The 18,196-nt window shown below is 61.1% G+C and carries 13 protein-coding genes and 2 pseudogenes; 8 read left to right on the top strand and 7 right to left on the bottom strand.

Annotated elements, in window-relative coordinates:
• Nucleotides 1-21: 21 nt before the first annotated feature.
• Nucleotides 22-390: a hypothetical protein gene (locus tag FJ404_03175; GenBank protein ID MBM3821886.1), complete on the top strand. Its 369-nt coding sequence runs from the start codon at nucleotides 22-24 to the stop codon at nucleotides 388-390.
• Between the two features lie 684 nt (nucleotides 391-1,074).
• On the opposite strand, the pseudogene FJ404_03170 reads toward FJ404_03175, so the two are convergent.
• The 5 genes and pseudogenes from FJ404_03170 to FJ404_03150 form a co-directional block, all read right to left on the bottom strand.
• A pseudogene (locus tag FJ404_03170) lies at nucleotides 1,075-2,208 on the bottom strand (hypothetical protein).
• A 127-nt stretch (nucleotides 2,209-2,335) separates the two neighbouring features.
• Nucleotides 2,336-3,940 (bottom strand): Pyrrolo-quinoline quinone, encoded by a 1,605-nt coding sequence (locus FJ404_03165; GenBank protein ID MBM3821885.1) that lies wholly within the window; start codon nucleotides 3,938-3,940, stop codon nucleotides 2,336-2,338.
• A 157-nt stretch (nucleotides 3,941-4,097) separates the two neighbouring features.
• Nucleotides 4,098-5,177, bottom strand: coding sequence for a hypothetical protein (locus FJ404_03160; GenBank protein MBM3821884.1), 1,080 nt, complete (start codon nucleotides 5,175-5,177; stop codon nucleotides 4,098-4,100).
• A 10-nt stretch (nucleotides 5,178-5,187) separates the two neighbouring features.
• On the bottom strand, nucleotides 5,188-6,528 hold the full coding sequence (locus FJ404_03155) for a DUF1501 domain-containing protein (protein MBM3821883.1): 1,341 nt from the start codon (nucleotides 6,526-6,528) through the stop codon (nucleotides 5,188-5,190).
• On the bottom strand, nucleotides 6,529-8,499 hold the full coding sequence (locus FJ404_03150) for a DUF1553 domain-containing protein (protein MBM3821882.1): 1,971 nt from the start codon (nucleotides 8,497-8,499) through the stop codon (nucleotides 6,529-6,531).
• 161 nt (nucleotides 8,500-8,660) lie between these two features.
• Here FJ404_03150 and FJ404_03145 point away from each other — a divergent pair, with 161 nt between their 5' ends.
• The 4 genes and pseudogenes from FJ404_03145 to FJ404_03130 all read left to right on the top strand — a co-directional run bounded on the left by FJ404_03145 (nucleotide 8,661) and on the right by FJ404_03130 (nucleotide 11,423).
• Nucleotides 8,661-9,056 carry a hypothetical protein gene (locus tag FJ404_03145; GenBank protein ID MBM3821881.1) on the top strand — a complete coding sequence of 132 codons (396 nt, stop codon included), beginning with the start codon at nucleotides 8,661-8,663 and terminating at the stop codon, nucleotides 9,054-9,056.
• The gene (locus FJ404_03140) at nucleotides 9,022-9,882 is read left to right on the top strand and encodes a hypothetical protein (protein MBM3821880.1); all 861 of its coding nucleotides are present in this window, start codon (nucleotides 9,022-9,024) and stop codon (nucleotides 9,880-9,882) included. Before FJ404_03145 ends, FJ404_03140 begins: the two co-directional genes overlap by 35 nt.
• 427 nt (nucleotides 9,883-10,309) lie before the next feature.
• Nucleotides 10,310-10,963 carry a phytanoyl-CoA dioxygenase family protein gene (locus FJ404_03135; GenBank protein ID MBM3821879.1) on the top strand — a complete coding sequence of 218 codons (654 nt, stop codon included), beginning with the start codon at nucleotides 10,310-10,312 and terminating at the stop codon, nucleotides 10,961-10,963.
• 97 nt (nucleotides 10,964-11,060) lie between these two features.
• Nucleotides 11,061-11,423 (top strand): annotated as a pseudogene (locus FJ404_03130) (hypothetical protein).
• Nucleotides 11,424-11,687: 264 nt separating this feature from the next.
• On the opposite strand, the gene lpxA reads toward FJ404_03130, so the two are convergent.
• Both lpxA and FJ404_03120 read right to left on the bottom strand, forming a co-directional pair.
• Nucleotides 11,688-12,464 (bottom strand): acyl-ACP--UDP-N-acetylglucosamine O-acyltransferase, encoded by a 777-nt coding sequence (gene lpxA, locus FJ404_03125; protein MBM3821878.1) that lies wholly within the window; start codon nucleotides 12,462-12,464, stop codon nucleotides 11,688-11,690.
• Between the two features lie 7 nt (nucleotides 12,465-12,471).
• Complete coding sequence (locus tag FJ404_03120) at nucleotides 12,472-13,824, bottom strand: bifunctional UDP-3-O-[3-hydroxymyristoyl] N-acetylglucosamine deacetylase/3-hydroxyacyl-ACP dehydratase (GenBank protein ID MBM3821877.1); 1,353 nt, start codon at nucleotides 13,822-13,824, stop codon at nucleotides 12,472-12,474.
• A 211-nt stretch (nucleotides 13,825-14,035) separates the two neighbouring features.
• Between FJ404_03120 and FJ404_03115 the strand changes: the two genes are divergently transcribed.
• The 3 genes from FJ404_03115 to FJ404_03105 are packed head-to-tail and all read left to right on the top strand — an operon-like array spanning nucleotide 14,036 to nucleotide 17,397.
• Nucleotides 14,036-15,142, top strand: a complete 1,107-nt coding sequence (locus FJ404_03115; GenBank protein ID MBM3821876.1) for a peptidase — start codon at nucleotides 14,036-14,038, stop codon at nucleotides 15,140-15,142.
• 53 nt (nucleotides 15,143-15,195) lie between these two features.
• Nucleotides 15,196-16,413 carry an N-acetylglucosamine-6-phosphate deacetylase gene (locus FJ404_03110; GenBank protein ID MBM3821875.1) on the top strand — a complete coding sequence of 406 codons (1,218 nt, stop codon included), beginning with the start codon at nucleotides 15,196-15,198 and terminating at the stop codon, nucleotides 16,411-16,413.
• 27 nt (nucleotides 16,414-16,440) lie between these two features.
• Nucleotides 16,441-17,397 carry an acyltransferase gene (locus FJ404_03105; protein MBM3821874.1) on the top strand — a complete coding sequence of 319 codons (957 nt, stop codon included), beginning with the start codon at nucleotides 16,441-16,443 and terminating at the stop codon, nucleotides 17,395-17,397.
• Nucleotides 17,398-18,196: the final 799 nt, after the last annotated feature.

Here is an 18,196-nt window from a genome sequence, read left to right as displayed (position 1 = left end):
CACACTAGACCGGGAAATGACATGACGACTCAACCTGTGGAGTGGCCGAAGTGGCAGCGACCCTTGATCCTGCTGGCGATCAATTTGTTGTTCCTGACGGTGTGGGGAGTGACCGGCTGGGACAAGATTCGAAGCGGCATTCCTCCCTGGTTTGGGGATAAATTCGGTGCTACCTGGCTTGCGGTTTTCCCGGGCTTGAAAGCGTCCCTCTGGATCCTCGCTGTTTCTGAAGTGGCCGCGTTTCTCCTCGCCTTGGGTGCGTTGGTGAAACTGGAGTTCGTGGGTCGAGCACGGCCTGTGTGGCTGGCGACCATGCTCGTTTTTGTGCAGTTGAGCTTGGGCCAGTGGGTTTCCAAAGAATACACCGGCAGCCACATGATCTTCATGTAATTCGTCGGAACCCTCGTGGCACTTCGCGAGGTCGTCTCTCCGGCTGCGGCGGCCTCAAGCCAGCCTTCGGTTTAATCAAGCCGACTTGTCCATTCGGCGGGCGCGCACTTCGCGGAATTCGACTTTGCCGGTCTTGTGATGCAATTGCAGCAGGATGTAACCGGACTCGAACCGGTTTTGAGGATCCACACAGTCCGCCGCCAGAGTTCCGTTCACCCACGAACGCAGCGAGTTGCCCTTCGCCCGGACGCGCAGCGTGAACCAATCGCCGTCTTGAACAGCCGGTTTGGGCGCTGCAGCGCCGGGCACTCCCAGGTTGTAAATGCTGCCGGTGTAGTTGCGCGTGTCCGAGTGATCGCACTGGACTTCATAACCAGGCGGGTATTCCTGCGACCGGTTCAAGTGAGGCTGGCAGCGCACGTAGATCCCGCTGTTGCCGCGTCCACCCGCGGTGTCGGTGATCCGGACCTCCGCGAATAATTCAAAATCCCCGTAAGATTCCAGCGTGGCCAGATAGCCCTGGCCTCCGTGACCGGTCAGAACGCCGTCTTTGACCGTCCATCGGGGTTCGTGTTTGAAGCGATTCTCACGCCACCCGTCGAGGTCCTTGCCGTTGAACAGTTGAACCCAGCCGCCATCGCGTGGGTTCGAAGCCTCGGTGTGGCGGTACGCTCCCAGGGCGTGGTCCACCGGTTCGTAGGGGATCTTGAGATCCGGAGTTTCAATCCGCCGATGACGCTCGAAGCGTGAGTCCATCGCGGTCGAAAGCATGCCGGTGGTCAGCACCGTACGCTCGACTGGATACGGCGATTTCCCGGTCCGGACCATGGTCATGATGGCGTTCGACAAGTAATCGAAATGTCCGAAGGTGGGTTCTTGAAGCCAGAACTGGGTCGAAACGAAACCTGCGTCGCCCTGCAACTTCGCGGCGAACAGGAATTGCCGGGCCACCCCGTTGAGCATGAGGCATACGGACTTGAAGCCATCGGCGTGCTCGATGAAGTAGGCGGCAGGCTTCGGGCAAAGCTTTTCGATGTCCCCTTCCACTCGGGGCTGGTTGCGGCTCAACGCCGCCATGAGCAGATCCCGGGAGAATCGTCCGGCGCGCATGGCTTCCCAGACCGCCTTGTTTTCAAGGCACTGGACCGCGACCACGCCGGATTCGCCGCCCTGCCGCCGTTCGATCATACACTGGAGTGTTTCCAGGGCATGGAACCCATACGATTCCAGGCCGCCGTATCCGACCGACAAGGCCGATTCCATCGGAGTGCCGACGGGGATTTCCAGCCAGGGTCTCCGCCACGTCAGCGGGAGAGAAGATCCCGCCATGAACGGAATCTTCATCTCGCGCGCCTTCTCGTACATCCACTTGCCGTCCTCCCATCGCGCTGCCAGGTGTTTGTCGTTGAACACCGGCACCACTTGTCCGGCCCTTTGAAACGCGGCCACGGTTTCCTCGAAGAAACGGCGGCGAGGATAGAGATGTTGTTCGCGTTCGTTGGAAGGATAATCTCCGTGCTCGCCGATCAGAAGCACGCCGTCCACGGCCAATTTTCCTTTCTCATCCAGAATGGCCTCCTCGATCGTCTTGACGATGGGGAATCCGTACTGGCGCGCCAGAGCCCGGCTCATGTCCGTGGCCGGGAATTGGTCCACATACATGGCGCGTACGGGAATCGGCGTCCAACGCGGCGACAGGTCCAATTTGAGGCCTTGAATGAATTTCCCGATGATGACGTCGGCGTGCGACCAGGGACGGTATTCCGTCACAATGGCGGCGATTTTGAGCGGCCGAGAATCCTGGGCGAAGGTCCCCATGCGCGGGGCCGCTGCGGCGCCCGCGGCCAGACAGAGGGATCTTCCCAGGAAATCCCTGCGTGTGATGACGGGAAGGCGCGCGGGAGGATGTAGGCGATGCATAGGGCAGGGCGGGGGGATGGGAACTCTATTTCGCGATGCAGAAGAGGTGCTTGTCTCCCCGAATGAAAAGGCGGTCCAAAGCCGGGGTGGGGGTGGCGAGCACCCTTTCCCCCATCGGTTGTTCGCCGAGGAACTCGAAGCTGTCGCCGACTCGAGCCGAAAAAACGACGCCATCCTCGCGCGCGGCATAGAGGATGCCATTGGCGACCACGGGCGAGGCATAATAACTCGCGGTGCCTCTGGGAAACTCGCCGGTCCAGCGGGTCTTGCCAGTGGCCGGGTCGAGGCAAACAACTTCGCCGCGATGACGCAACAGCAGCACGCGTCCGCCGAACTCCACCGGCGTGGCCACAAATACACCCACGTCGTCGCGTTTCCACACGCGATGGCTCCCGCTGACGTCCCCGGCGCCGTCCAAACGAATGGCGTGGACGCGAGCTTGTCCGGGTCGATCATCCCGCCCGACCGGCACGATGGCGAGTTGGCCTGTCAAAATAGGGGAGGCGATGGCAGGCCAGTAGCCCGTGCCCTCCGGGTTGAACTGGCCGCACGACCAAAGGAGTTTGCCGTCGTCAGCGCTGTGGGCGGTCAAATGATCGGCTCCCCAGACGGCGAAGGCCTTGCGTCCGCGGTGTTCGAAAAACACCGGAGTGGTGTAGCCATTGTCGTTCTCGGCCGGAACCTTGTAGTTCCGTTTCACCTGCCACTTCATCTCGCCGGAAACTTTGTCGAAGCCTGCCACCCAGGAGTCTCCCTGGTGCATTCGCGCGAGAATGACCTCGCGCTCGGTCAGCACCGGCGAGCTTCCTTGATCCCAGAACAACTGTTCGGGTCCGAATCGAGCAGACAAGTCTTGCGACCACTTCACCGAACCATCCAAACCGAGCGATACGAAGCGTCCGCTGCGGAAATACGCGAAGATCGAGCGACCGTCGGTGGCGGGCGTGGAGTTGCAGCTCGAGCCCAGGGTGCGGTGTTTCGGCGGGCTTTCCTTGCCGAGTTTCTTGATCCATCGCTGCTTGCCCTCCAAATCCAATGCCAGGATGGCGTCTTCGCCTTCGGCTGGAGTGGCGAGGAAGATGGACTGGTTCCACACGATGGGACTGGATCCCCCTTTCCCTGGGAGTTCGAATTTCCAGCGCACCTGGTCGGCAGACCATTTTGCGGGATAATGGCCCTGGGTGAGGCTGCCGTTGGCGTGAGGTCCGCGCCACTGCGGCCAATGCGCGTCAGCCCTGGCATGGGTGGCAAGGAACCACCCCGAGGCTGCCAGGAAACTCAGCGCGACCATGGCGAGACGATGTTCTGGCCAGGCACAAAGGAAGGGGCTCCTTCCCTTGAACCGGGGTTGTTCGATTCTCGGTGAAGTTTTAGCGGGCCCTTGGGGGTTCTGATCCGGAACGGCAAAGGTACGGACGATGGAGAGAAATGGGGCGGTCATGATGAGCCCATTCTTCTCAGAGCGAACCGCGCTGGCAATCCTCAAAAAGTGAGGAGTCCTCGAACCGGTGCCTCCAGAGGTTGTCGGTGACCGGGTTGTCGTGGTGACGCCGACAGCCCTGTCTGCTGTGGCGCAGGCGGCCCAGCCTGCGGGGCGACGAAGGGAACCGGGCGCGTGGAGTGCATCCATGGGCCTCGTTCTTCACCCGCCGGGCCGCCGGGCAGTTGGAGATCGCGGCGTGCGGGCTTACGCGTGTGGAAGCGCCGTGATCGGCGCGCCCTTTCAAAGCAAGGGTGAGGATGGCGGATGGACTCGATGCCGCCCAGAAAATCTCGATCGACCTGGATCAAGAGGCTTGGTCCAGCCGATAGATTTTGATCCGTCCAAACGGCAGCTTTTCGTTCTTCTTTTTTTCTTGTCCCACGGCCCCGCAGAGCATGAGGCGGTCGCCCGAGCGATTGAACAAGGCGCGGGTGACTCGCATCTTGGCGTCGAGGCTGTGCGCAAGGGCGCCGGTCATGGCATCGAACAGGGCGACATTCCATTTGCCCTGCGCCAGCCTTCCGGCCATGGCGAACCATCGGCCACTGGGATGGAAGGCCAGGCATTCCATGAGCCCGTTCCCCCGATCTTGATCCGCGATCTCGCCGGTTTTCCGTGGGGGATTCTCCCGCCAGGCGAATTTCTGCCAGGTTTGTTTGCCGTTTCCAGCCATGGGATCCCGCATGGGGCCCATGCCGCAGGCGAGCACTTCACTTCCATTGGGGGCGAAGGCCAACCCGAAGATTCCACCGACATAGTGATGGCTCTTGATCATCCCCCAGGAAGTGAAGTCCGGAGTGGTCCATCGCGCCTGCTCACGGCCTGAGGCCGTCTCCCAAACTCGAATCTCACCCATCATGTTGGCGGCTGCGACATGATGGCTATCCGGGGAGAAGGCCACGGACAGCACCGGCGGATGGTGGGAGAAGGCTCCGAGTTCTTTTCCGTTTGAGGCGTCGTAAAGGCGGACGCTGGGTTCCGTTTCCGGGGCGGGCTCGTATTTTTCTCCTCCCGCCAGATACTGGCCCGTGACGCTCGCGACCCTCCGGCCATCGGGCGAAAGCGCGAGCTGCCAGGACCAGAAACGATGAGCCTGGACGCGGTGCGAGACGCGCCGGTTCCTGAGATCGTGCCAGAGGATGGTTCCATCGTAGCCGCTGGTGATCAGGACCCCCGGTTTCAGTTTCGCGCCGCTGGCGTAGCTCTCATGCGCGCCGATCTTTTCGAATTTCGAGGATTCGAGATCGATTTCGTAGCAGCCGCGATCCAGGCAAGCCGCGTAGAGCCTCGTTTCATCCAGGTCCGCATCGAGCACCGCCGAGGGGAGCTTGATTTCCTGAACGAGCTCGGACTTGAAGGTTGTGGGGGTCGCGGATTCAGCCATGACGGCAGGTTCAGATTAGGATTTGCCTGATGGGTTCGGCCTTGTCCTCGACACGATGAAACGTGGGCAAACCGGGGAGGTCATAGAGCGCATAAGGGTCGATGCCCAGCGCTGTGAAAATGGTGGCGAACAAGTTCTTCTCATCGAAGGGATGCTCGACCACTTCGACTCCGTCCGGGTCGGTGGCACCGACGACGGCACCCTTCTTCACGCCCAATCCGGCCATGGCCAGGCTCCAGGCATCCGGATAATGATCCCGTCCCCGGCTCGAGTTGATCCATGGGGTTCGCCCGAATTCTCCCATCATGACCACCAAGGTTTTGTCGAGCAGTCCGCGTTCCTCGAGATCCGTGATTAACTGGAAGATGACGTTGTCGAGTTCCGGCACGAGCATTTGGTAGATTTCGTGGTGAAACACGTGACAATCCCAGGTCATGCCGTTGGCGACCATGACGAAAGGAGCCCCGTTTTCAACCAAGTGGCGGGCGAGCAGAGTCTGTTGCGCGAACATTCCAGGTCCGTAACGCGCCCGGTCTTTGGCGGGGATCTTTTCCAAATCGAACAAATGGGCGCAGCTCATCAAGCCCTTCACTCTGGCAAATGCGGCGTCCTGTGCCCGGGCTGACGCGCTTCGGCGCTCATTCTCAAACTTCTTGGAAAGGAAGCGCCGCAAAGCCTCGCGCTCTTCCTGATCTTCGGTCGTCATGTCGGCCAGCCGGTTGACATCAGGAATTTTGAATTCGCCTCCGGCGCGGACGGGTCCGTATTCGGCTCCCAGCCAGCCCGCCCAATTTCCCGCTTTGAACGCTTTGAACTCGTTCCCTTCGGGGCAGGGGTCGAGCAGAATGAAATTGGGTATCGGACTGTCGAGTTGGCCGAGCTGCTGCCCCAGCACGGCACCCAAGGTGGGGCGGATGAATGGAGCGCGTGGATCCGCCCCGCGATTCAACAGGTCGATGGCCTGAAAATGCTCGTTCGGGCGCGTCTTCATCGACCGCACGACAGACAACTTGCCGGCGATGGAGGCGGTGCGCGGCATGAGTTCGCTGAAATGCACTCCGGGGATTGGGGTGGGGATGCTTCGAAACGGCCCGCTGTAAATGCTGGCGGGCTTGGGATCCCAAGTTTCGAACTGGCTGGGAGCGCCGCAGAGCCAGAGCAGAATGCAGTGCTTCTGCTGTTTGCGGGCCGATTCGGCAAAAAGCGGCTGGTTGAAAAGTCCGCTCCAGCTCAAGGGCGAGAGCATCCCCGCTCCCGCGAGCCCCTCCAGGAACAGTCGTCGATGAAAACGATGCTCTGCCACCGGGCAGTGGCCCGGCTTGGTTTCCGCAACTTGTCGTCGTCGGGGCATTTAGTGATTCAACAAGAATTCCGGGCTGGTGGCGAGGGCCCATTGAGCTCGAGCCATGCGCCGGCTCGGGTCCGGGCCGCCCCAGCGCAGGACGGCCTGAAGTTCTTCGCGCGAGGGTTCGCGGCCGACCATGCGCCGAAAAAGTTCCGGAACCGTCTCACGCTCCCCGGGTCCAGACCGGGTGAGGAGGCGATGGAAGTCGGGGTTGTTCGAGAGAAACATGGCTTGCTGCAAGGTGAACTGGTAATCGACCGGCATCACTTCAGGGAACCGTTCCGTGAGGACCGGGAGGAGCCGGGTCTCTTCATCTGAAAGCGCCTGGTTCCACGTGCCGGCCAGCACGCGCAACGAGGAGAAAAGTTGTTCGGCGGTCAGAGGCTTTTCCAGTCCGGTCGCGAAGGCTTCGGCCGCCGACGGGGGCCTGGAACCGGACCGTTTCGAATCAAGCCGGTAGGGGAGCGACAGGGTGATGCCGCGAACCAGACGCTTGACGTCGTACCCACTTCTTTCGAAATCCCGGCTCAGCCAGTCGAGGAGTTCCGGATGACTGGGAGGATGCTTGGAATCCATGAGGTCCACGGGATGAACAAAGCCCCGTCCCATGAGCAGAGCCCAGATCCGGTTGACGAAAGCGCGCGCGAGGAGTGGATTGTTGTCACAGATCGAGCCGGCCAGCGCTTCTCGCCTCGAGATGATCGGAACCGAGGGGCGCTCGGGAGGTTGTTTTTCCGGGGGTGGCGGGACGAGATACAATTCGTTGCGGTCGACTTCCTTCTCCTGGGCCTCTGGACGGACCTCCGCGACTTCGCGGCCATTGGGAAAAACGAGGAGGGCCGGTTGCGATTCCTTCTTCAGGTTCGAGAAGTTTACGAAACCGCCGATGGCGGACTCCGCCACGCCGGGTCCCGCGGCGCTGTCCACATTCTTGCTCCGTTTCAAGGCGGCGACCATGCCCCAGTAGTGCCGTTGCTCGATTTCCCACGAAAGCGGATGGTTATGGCATTGGGCACAATCGATGCGCATCCCGTAGGCGACGGGAGCAAGGGCTTCGACCGCGGCTTGGTGATTATCCCGGCGTTCATAGAGAAACCAATGCGCGCCACGGTCCGGAGCTTGGGTGGGACGGGCGAGGACCATGGCCCGCACGATCTCGTTCCACGGCCGGTTCGAGCGGAACGAGTTTTGAAGGAATTCGTGCCATTGAGAATCGGTCCGGCTCTTGGTCGAGGCCGCGGTTGCGCGCGACATCAGGGTGACATCGAAGACGTCACGCAACCGGCGGGCGTAATCCTCGCTTCCGATCAGCGAGTCGATGAGCAACTCCCTCTTGTTGGAGGAGCGGTTTTCCAGATGGCGCCGCAGCTCGTCCAGGGTTGGGATGCGACCCGCCAAGTCGAGGTAGGCGCGGCGGACAAACGCGGCATCGGGCGCGACCCGGGCCGGCACGACGTCCCGCGCCTTCCAGCCGCGCCTGACAAAACCATCGATGACCTCCTCGATCGGCAGCGACGGATTGGGACGCCAGCCGGGTTTGGATTGGGTTTTGAGCCAGTTGACATACGTGGAAGCCTGTTCGGCGACGAGTCCGGGGGTCTGGGCGGGAACTGGGAGATGGTCGATCCAAGACCGAATCTTTTCCCGGTCGCTTGGTGAAAGCCGGGGGCGCCCGTCCGGCGGCATGACTGTGTCCGCGTCGGAATGGGTGAAAAGATAAAGGCGGCTTTGGGCAGATTGGCCTGGAACAAGCGCCGGACCTTGATCCCCTCCGCGGAGCAGGGTTTCGAGGGAGCGAACATCGAGTCCGCCTCGTTGTCGGACGCCCCCATGGCACTTCACGCAATGCCGGTCGAGAATAGGGTCGACTTCCGTCAACCATGTCTTTTCCCAGTCCGCACCGTGCCCCAACGAAAGAAGCAGGCACCCCAGCGCCCCAAGGGTGAATCGCTGGAGGCATGGGAGAATCGGGAGCATTTTGACCGTTGAGTGGACTCGATTTTCCCTTCTTGATCAAGCGGTTCTATGGAAACTCTGATCCACGGAGGCGCCTCGGCGAGTGGTCGGGAGGCGGGGGAGGCCTGGGAGGGGTGAAGTCCGGCTTGGACGCGGACAGGGCTGTGTCACGGTGCATCCCGATGTTGCCGTTGATGCAGGTAGGGCGCGTCCGTCCCGGCGCGCCGCCGGAGCAAGATGTTTTGCATCCCGTGGGCGGCGGGCTGGGACAGGCCCGCCCTACCAACAACATCGGGATACACGGGCTGTGTCAACGCGGGCAAGGTTGCCGTTGCCAGGCGCCCCTTTCCTTAGGAACATGGGGGTGTGGTTGGCGTTTTGAACAGAACAGAGGATGCGTGGCGCGAACGAGAGCGCCGGACGTTGACGCGTGCCCTGTTGATTTCGGTTTTGATCCATTTGGTCCTCTTCGGAGTGATGGAGTGGGCCTACCACGCCGGTTTGACGTCTTTCAGTCCGGCTCGATCTCTCATCGAAAACGCGATGAACTTGCCGATGGAAGTACGACCCTCCGCTGAGACTGCTCGGGAGGAGTACCGGGAGACCCCGCTGTTGTTTGTCGAGGTCGATCCCGCACAGGCCGAGGAAACGCCTCCGAAAAGCGCCTTGTATTACTCGAGTCATTCCACGAAAGCCGCGAATCCCAACCCGCGGCCGGTTTCGGAATCGCCGCGCATCGAGGGCACGCAGGACAAGGTGATGAAAACCTTCGAGACCTTGAAACTCGATGCCCAACCGTTGGTGCCTGCTCCCGTGGCCGCCGCCCCGGTGGAGACTTTGAAGCCGGTGCCCGAGGTTCGTCCGTTGCCCCGTCCCGCCCTGGACGCGGGAAACTTGGAATTTGCCAAGGCCGCTCCGCAGGTGAACGCGGATCGCGGGATGGGCGAGTCAAGCGCTCCATCCCGCCCGCCCCAGAACAAGGAGCGCCCGCGCAATCTGGCGGAGGCGCGACAGCGCCGCGGTTTGATCGAGGGTAATGCGATTCAACAAGAGGGCGGGGTGGATCGGGCTTCTGAAGTCTCGTTGCTCGATGTCAGCGGACGATCCTTTGGAGGTTACGACGCGGCGGTGGTCGCAGCCGTGCAGCAGCGATGGTATGACCTCCTGGTAGACCGCCAGTATGCCTTGGAACGTTCCGGCCGGGTAATGCTTGAGTTCCGGTTGCATCACGACGGACGCATTACCGATATGCGCGTCAGGGACAACGACGTCGGCGATTTCTGGGCTTTGATCTGCCAGAAGGCGGTCGAAGATCCCTCCCCTTACGCCAAGTGGCCGCCTGAAATGCGCCGGGAAATTGGACGCGACTACCGAGACGTTCGATTCACGTTTCACTATCATTAAGCCGTCCTCTCGGCCAGGGATCATCCGGGTAAACTCGCGTGCGAGTTCGCTAGGGACAGAAATCTCTGATTTGCTCCCTTGGTCGTCTTGGGTGGATTCCGGAGCGCGCCGCGTTGCGGGTCGGGTGTGAGGCCTTTTGCTTTTCCTCGCGCAGAGGCCGCGAAGGACGCAGAGAGAACGTCGAGGGCATCGTATCACGGACAGTTCAGTCCTGCGATACGTTCCAGTTCGACGCTGGGCCAGATCTTGGCATCCCGATGGGGTCGGCAGAGTGGCTCAGCCACCAAGACGACTCGGGGCTTACCCTGGGCTGGGTTGGGACGTCCTGTTGGAGCGGAGAACACCGAACCAGGCGGCTCCAGTGAGCGCGCCGGAGCCGCTTCCAGTTCGCGCGATTTACTTCGACAAGTCGCCCGAGACAAATTGGATGGTTCCTTGGCACCAAGACTTATCGCTGGCGCTTCGCGCCTGCGCCAACGTGCCCGGCTTCGGCCCGTGCAGCACGAAGGATGGCATTCCGCAAGTCCAGCCGCCGGTCGATCTTCTCCAGCAAATGCTTGCCGTGCGACTTCACTTCGACGACGCCAACGAGTCCAACGGTGCTTTGCGTGTCCTGCCCGGCTCGCATCGGCTGGGTCGTCTTTCAGCCGAGCGCATTCAGCAGCTACGCGCCGAGTGCCCGGAGTTTCTTGGTAAGGTGTCCGCTGGCGACGCTCTGCTCATGCGTGCATGGCTGCTCCATGCGTCCAGTCGCTCCACCCGCGCGGAGCATCGCCGCGTCTTGCACATTGAGCATGCAGCGTTCACGCTGCCCGAGAACCGAACGGGCATGATGCAGCTCGATCCCATTCGACGAACGCCTAACCAGGACGCTGGAAACGAGAACAAAACACGAGATGTTGCGCTTCACGAAAGGGCGAACCGCCTCTCGGCCGTGCGTTCGATTGTCGCGGGAGTTGGACTCGCTCGCGCCCGCTCGCTCGGCCCTTCGGCTCAATTCCTTTCGCGGCTTCTTAAGCCGCTCAAGTGTGAGCGCAACGTGCGCCCCAACTCCACCACCGGGGGCGTCGCTGGTCATTAATTAGGCCACTGCTCACGCTCTTGTTGAACACAACACGAAACGGAAACAGCTTATAGCCCCATTCAACAGAACCAAAGACAATCCATTGCCACTCAAGATGCCTCCCGGCACAGCGTAATTTACCATGCACACGGACACCAAGGATGGAATGCCGATTCTCGTCTGTACCGTGGGTAAGACCGTTCTTCATTATGATGCCCGATGTCTGCAAGACCTCCATTCCATGCTCAAGGCCCACGGCGATTGGATGGACTTGGGCGGGGCGGACGAACAGAAACCCGCCAAGGAAGGGACCGTCGAGGCCTGGGGCCGCTCCCCGAAGAACCCGGTCGGAGGCTGGTATGGACTCAAGAAAGGGTTGCGTGGCCGCTTCGACGTGTATGTCCCGCCACTGATGGAAGCGCTCGGCTTGTGTGAGTTGGAGCACAACCCGAAGAACAATCGAATCCGCGTGAAATAGTGCTCATTCCACTATGCCTTCAAGATGAAACGAACAAGCGAAGGCCAAGCGGTAAGGGTTCGTTCCAGCGATTCTCCTGCGGATGTAATGCTGGCGCATCGGGAGGCAAGGGCGCCAAGTGCATGGTCGGCCGCGGCGGCTGGTGCTCCGCGCACGGCCTCGCTTCGCATCTTGAGCAGTGCTGGGAGGCTCGATCGTGCAGTCGGAAACGCGAGTGCGAGAATTCGATGTGGAAGTCCCGGGCGCGACGAACGTCGCGGAGATTCAGCTCCGCGAGCGGCACAGACCCCGCTGGGAGGAGGTGGCAAATTGCAGCAACGATTCGACTTCGGGGCGGACCGTGATTTCGGCGCGAATGCGGGCGATGGCGTTGCCTAAGGTCAGGCCTTCCCGGAACAGCAGCTTGTAGCACTGTTTGAGCGCTGACGCGGTCTCCGCATCCACGCCGCGGCGTTCCAATCCCACTTTGTTCAGTCCGCGTGTTTCCGCTGGATTGCCATCGGCCATCATGAATGGCGCCACATCCTGCACCACCTTGGAGCAACCTCCCACGATGGACAGGCGTCCAATGCGGCAGAATTGATGGACTGCGGCGAGTCCTCCGATCACGGCATGATCCTCTACCAAGACATGGCCTGCCAGCGTGGCCACGTTCGACATAATCACGTGGCTTCCGAGGACAACGTTGTGAGCCAGATGGCAGTAGGCCAGGATGTGATTATCGCATCCTACCACGGTCGATTCGCCGTCCCCCGTGGCACTGTGAACCGTGACGTGCTCGCGGAAGGTGTTCCGATCCCCAACCCGGGTCCAGGTGGTCCCACCCTTCCATTTGAGGTCCTGCGTTTTGAGGCCGATGGAAGCGAAAGGGAAGAGTTCGTTATCCGCGCCAAGGACCGTATGGCCATCGAGGACGACGTGGGAATGCAAGCGGCAGCGGGGTCCGAGTTCGACATGCTCGCCGATGATGCAGTATGGGCCGATCTCGCAACCATCGCCGAGGCGGGCGCCGGGGTGAATAACCGCGGTCGAGTGAATCATGCGAGCGTCAGCCCTCCACCAGCATGAAGGTCACCTCGGCCTCGCTCACGGCCTCGCCGGCCACGGAGCACACCCCTTTTGCGCGTCCGATTTTTCCGCGCGTTTTCGTCAACTCGACCTCGATGACCAGATGGTCTCCGGGCCGCACGGGTTTTCGCCATTTGACGCTTTCGGCCGACATGAAATAGGCCAGGCGGCCGGTGTTCTCGGCCTGGCGCAGCATGAGGATCCCCGCGACTTGCGCGATCGCTTCGAGTTGAAGCACGCCGGGCATAATCGGGTGGCCCGGGAAATGCCCCGCGAAGAAAGGTTCGTTTATGCTGACGTTCTTGAGGGCCTTGATCCGGTTGCCTTCGACCTCGAGAATGCGGTCCACCATCAGGAAAGGGTAGCGATGCGGCAGCGTTCTCATGATCGCGTCCACGTCCATCACGCAACCCGCGGGAGGAGGCGTGGCGGGCGGGGTGTCTTTGGCTGTGGGCGGCACGGCTTTCTCGGGGGGGGCGAAGGCTTGGGCGGCGGCTTTGGGTTTTCGCGCCTGTTCTAGGAGGAGCTTGGCCAATTCGCAGTTGGCGCGATGGCCCGGTCTCATCGCCACGACATGTCCCAGCATGGGGCGCCCCATCAAGGCGAGATCCCCGACGATATCGAGGATTTTGTGGCGAACGAATTCCTCGGGAAAGCGCAGGGGTTCCGTGGTCAGCACGGCATCATCGCGGATGACGATGGCATTTTCGAGGCTGCCTCCTTTAATCAACCCGTTTTTGATCAAGAACTCGATTTCCTCGTAGAAGCAGAACGTCCGGGCATCCGCGATCTCCTTCCGCCAGGTTTCAGGCGTGACGTCGAGGGTATGGAACTGGGTGAAACGCCCGGCCTTGTCCGAGCTGGTGCAGGAAATGCGGAAACGGTCCGAGGGAAATACAGTCATGAGCGAATCGCCGCATTGCATTTCCAGCGGAGTCGAGACCACCAGTGGGTTTCGCTTCTCGGGTTGGGCGATGACTCCGGCCCGCAGCAAGGCCTCCGCAAACCAGCGTGAACTGCCATCCCCGATCGGGGGTTCATTGGCGTCCAAGTCCACGATGGCGTTGTCGATGCCCAGTCCCGCGAACGCCGAAAGGACATGCTCGACCGTGTGGATGCGAGCGTTGCCTTTGGCGAGGGTGGTGGAGCGGTTTGTTTCGCCCACATTGTCCACCGACGCCTCAATTTCCGGTTTGCCCTCCAAATCGACCCGGCGAAAGCGAATGCCAGTGTCCCCGGGCGCGGGATGAAGTGTCATCTGCACCTTGTTGCCGCTGTGCAACCCGATGCCGGAGAGCGAAGCGGATTCGCGCAAAGTTTGCTGCTGTGACACGCCCGGATTAAAAGCGGGCGGGCAAGGCAAGGCAAGTGCGGTCCTCAATTTCTGGAACCCGGTGCCCGGATGCCGTCGCGGTTCGAAATCGAATCGAGCGTGGGCTGGGGTCTCTCCAAACCGGAATAACCGGCCGGGTCCACTCTTTGAGGGTGAGGCAGGCTGATTTTCTCCACTCGACAGCGCGCTTGTCGAAGCCTAAGAGTCACCCATGACCACGCAACCTTCCACTCAGACCCGGCGAGCTTTCGTTCAGACCAGCGCGGTTTCGGCTTTGGCCGCGATGTCGGCCCCTTATCTGCGAGCGCAAGACAAGAGCAGGAGCAAGCCCGCGATCATCGGCAAAGGGGAGCACACGTATGAATGCCATCACGGCTGGGGCGAACTTCCCTCGCATTTGAAGTGGGGAGAGACTCACGGTGTCGCGGTGGACGAAGCCGGTTTCATTTACGTGAAGAACAACACGGGCCCGTCCGGGCTGCGCCATCAGGACTGCATCGTGGTCTTCGATCCCCAGGGCAAGTTTGTGCGGAGCTTCGGCAGTGAATACAGCGCCTTCAACATCCACACCGTGGGCCATGGCATCGACATTCGGAAGGAAGGGGGGACCGAGTATCTTTATCTCACCCACACCTGGGCGAATCTCGTCACCAAGACGACGACCAAGGGGGAGATCGTCTGGGCGCTGAGCACCCCGTGGGAAGCGGGAGTTTACAAGAACCGGAAAGAATTCATTCCCACCAACGTCGCGTTTCACCCGTCGGACGGCAGCTTCTACATCGCCGACGGATACGGCACGGGCTACATTCATCGTTACAGTGAGGACGGCCGGTTTCTCTCCACCTTTGGTGGCAAGGGGGGGCGTGAACAGCATGGAAAATTTCAAACCCCGCACGGTTTGTGGGTGGACAACCGGTCCGGGCGCGATCCTCTGATTTGTGTGTGCGACCGGGCCAACGCCCGGCTCGAGAATTTTACGCTGGATGGAAAATACGTTTCGACGGTGGAAGGACTGAGCTATCCGGCGCATTTGGACACGCGAGGCGATGTGCTCATGTGTCCCGATTTGCACGCGCGCGTTTCGCTTTTCGACAAAGACAATCGATTGATCGACCACCTGGGTTACGACCAGGCATGGACGGATCGCGTGCTCAACAAAGGCGGCCAGGGTGGTTTCATCATGCGGACCAAGCCGGAGACCTGGGAGGCCGGGCGTTTCATCCACCCCCACGACGCGTGCTTCGACCGGGATGGGAACATTTTCGTTGTGGAGTGGGTTTCGGTGGGGCGCGTCACCAAACTGCGCAAGGTGAGTTAAAGCTGGGATTGGCCCGGCCCGGCTCAGCTTGAGATCGCCGAAACACTCCGTTCATGGGGGAATCCTGGCCCATCCTGCGAGCACGCCGACTGGACAACCGGGAAACGGTTTCGATTTCCAGGGACGCGGATCATGTTCGAGCCATCGAGCCCGCTCCTTCGTCCGGTGACGACGAATGGTGGCTGGCGCCAGTACTCTGCGATTTGCAGGTGAATGGTTTCGCGGGAGTCGATTTTCAAAGACTTCCACTCGAGTCCGAGCCGGCGGTGAAAGCCACGGAGGCCCTGGCGAGGCATGGATGTGGGGTCTTCTTGCCGACGCTGGTGACCGATGCGTGGCCGCGGCTGTTAAGCAAGCTTGGACGGCTCGCCACACTGCGAGCCTCGCACGAAGCGCTCCGCGCCGCTTGGGCTGGATGGCATGTGGAAGGGCCCTTTCTTTCGGACCAACCCGGATTCCATGGCGCGCACGATCCGGCCAAGATGGAGGATCCGAGTCCCGAGAAGATCCGTGAGTTGCGCGATGCCGCCGGGGACCTGCCGGTGCTGTTGACGCTGGCCCCCGAGCGTCCCGGGGCGATCGCCTCGATCCGGGAAGCGGTTCGGCTGGGCATGCGCGTGAGCCTCGGGCACACAGACGCTTCGGCCCGACAGCTCGCGGAGGCGCGCGCGGCTGGCGCCAGCCTGTTCACCCACCTTGGCAATGCGATTCCCAAGGAACTGGACCGGCACGACAATGTGCTTTGGCGGGTCTTGGATCAGGAGGGATTCAGAGTGATGATGATACCCGACAGTGTTCACGTTTCTCCTCCGCTCTTCAGGCTGGCTCACCGCTTGCAGGGGGAGCATGGGATCGGCTACGTGACGGACGCCATGTCGGCCGCGGGAGCGCCGCCGGGACGGTATCCATTGGGAAACCTTGAACTGGAAGTGGGGTTGGATCTCGTTGTGCGCGAACCGGGCAAATCGAATTTTTCGGGATCCGCGTTGACACCCGTCGAGGGAGTGCGGCGTGCGGCCATGATGTTGAGGGGTTCATGGCAGGAAGCCTGGGAGCGATTCTCGACCTTGCCGGCGCGGTGGATGGGATTGGATCTGGGCTTTGGCCCGAGTCCGCGGGCCGACTTTTGCCTGGTGCGGGCCGATGGCGACAATGCTATTTTGGAGGTGGAGGTTTTTCGCAAGGGCAGGCGCTGCGGAGGTGCAAGTTTTCCCGATGCTCCGGAGCCGAAACCCTTTCGATTGATTCGCCCGGAGGACCGCGGAATGTGAGCGTGTCACTTGGTCATGGAACATCCTATGAAGAAAAAATTGAAGGCCTCGGCGGTGCAAATGGAGAGTGCGCCGGGAGATAAAGAGTCGAACTTCCGGGTCATGGAAGAATTGGTGAAGGACGCCGCGGGTGAGGGCGTAGAATTGGTGGTTTTTCCGGAGTGTTGTGTGTCCGGTTATTGGTTTATTCGAAACCTGAAACCGGAAGCTTTGGACGCTCTCTCCGAACCGATTCCGGGCCCGAGCACCGAGCGATTGAGGAGGCTCGCCGTCCAGTTTCGGATGACCTTGGGGGCGGGATGGGTGGAACGGGGAGAATCCGGCCAGTACCACAACAGTTATGTCGTGGCGCTCCCTGATGGACGATGGTTCCGGCATCGCAAGATTCACGCGTTCGAGCATCCGTTGATTCGGGGCGGATCGGAATTGACGGTCTTCGATCTGCCCGGGGGATTTCGTGCCGGGGTGCTGATTTGCTATGATTGCAACTTAATCGAGAATGTGCGCATGACGGCCTTGCGGGGGGCGGAAGTCCTTCTGGCACCTCATCAGACCGGGGCCGTTCGCAGCCGCAATCCGCATTTGATGGGAATGATTGACCGCCAGCTTTGGGATCAGCGGCGGGAGAATCCTGAGGCGATCGAACGGGAGTTTCGAAGCGACAAGGGCCGGGGTTGGCTGATGCGCTGGCTGCCCAGCCGGGCTCACGACAACGGGCTGTTTCTGATCTTTAGCAATGGAGTAGGGGTGGACGACGACGAAATCCGGACTGGAAACGCGATGATCTTGGATCCCTACGGACGGGTTCTGTCGGAGACATGGAAGGCGAGCGACGAACGCGTGACTGCGGACTTGGATGGATCGTTGCTGGATGAGGCCACCGGTCGAATATGGATTCAAGCGCGGCGTCCGGAGCTCTACCATCCGTTGACCGTGCCGCTCGGGATTGAAAAAGAGACCCGTGCTTTGAAGTTTCAGGAATAACGTCCCTGACTGGAAAGTCCGGGGAAGTCTCGACGAGAAAGACGAGAGCGTCCGGGTGTCGGTTCGTCTGCGGGTGGGCTTTCCGAGAGCCGCGGGAAAGCCTTACTTCCCTTTTTTCTTTTGGGCGGCTTGGTCTTTTGCCTCCTGGACGAACCAGACCGCGAGGGCGGGACCGAAACAAAGAATGACGCCAATGGGCACGCAGAGAATACTCCAGAATTTGTCCATATCAACGCGGCCAATTCTGCCGAAAGCTTGCGGGAAGTAAAGCCTCGACCTGGAATTCCAACCTGTGCCGGTGCATCCCGATGTTGCCGGTGATGCAGGTAGGGCGCGTCCGTCCCGGCGCGCCGCCGGAGCATGATGTTTTGCATCCCGTGGGCGGCGGGCTGGGACAGGCCCGCCCTACCAACAACTGATACGGTTTCCAAAGTTATTCATCCGCGGGGGAGGAGAGCCAGGAACAGCTTCGGGATGCACGGAACCTGTGCACCCGCAAGTTGTCGGAGCGCGCCGTTCACGGCGCTTCCGCCCGCGCCAACCTGCCGCGGCGATCTCCTCCCGCTGCACAGCCCGCGATGGGTGAATGCCTTCGCCCCTGGCAGCACCTTTCTTTGCCCGTTGAACCTGCCCCGCTTCTTTGCAGACACGCCTTGAAGCGGCGTGAACGCCGCGCCCGTGTGCCCGGCAGGAGCTTGGTCTATCGGGATGAAAGGTTCCCGACGGGGGCTGGTGACGCCTACCGTAGCCGAACCGCCAGGTCGTCTCCGCAAGGAGTCGACGCGAAAGGGCGGGAGGC

It is taken from the genome of Verrucomicrobiota bacterium (genome assembly GCA_016871495.1).
In the GTDB taxonomy this organism is placed as follows: domain Bacteria; phylum Verrucomicrobiota; class Verrucomicrobiia; order Limisphaerales; family VHDF01; genus VHDF01.
The sequence above is the reverse complement of the archived record's forward strand: the minus strand, read 5'-3'. Positions and strand labels throughout refer to the sequence as shown.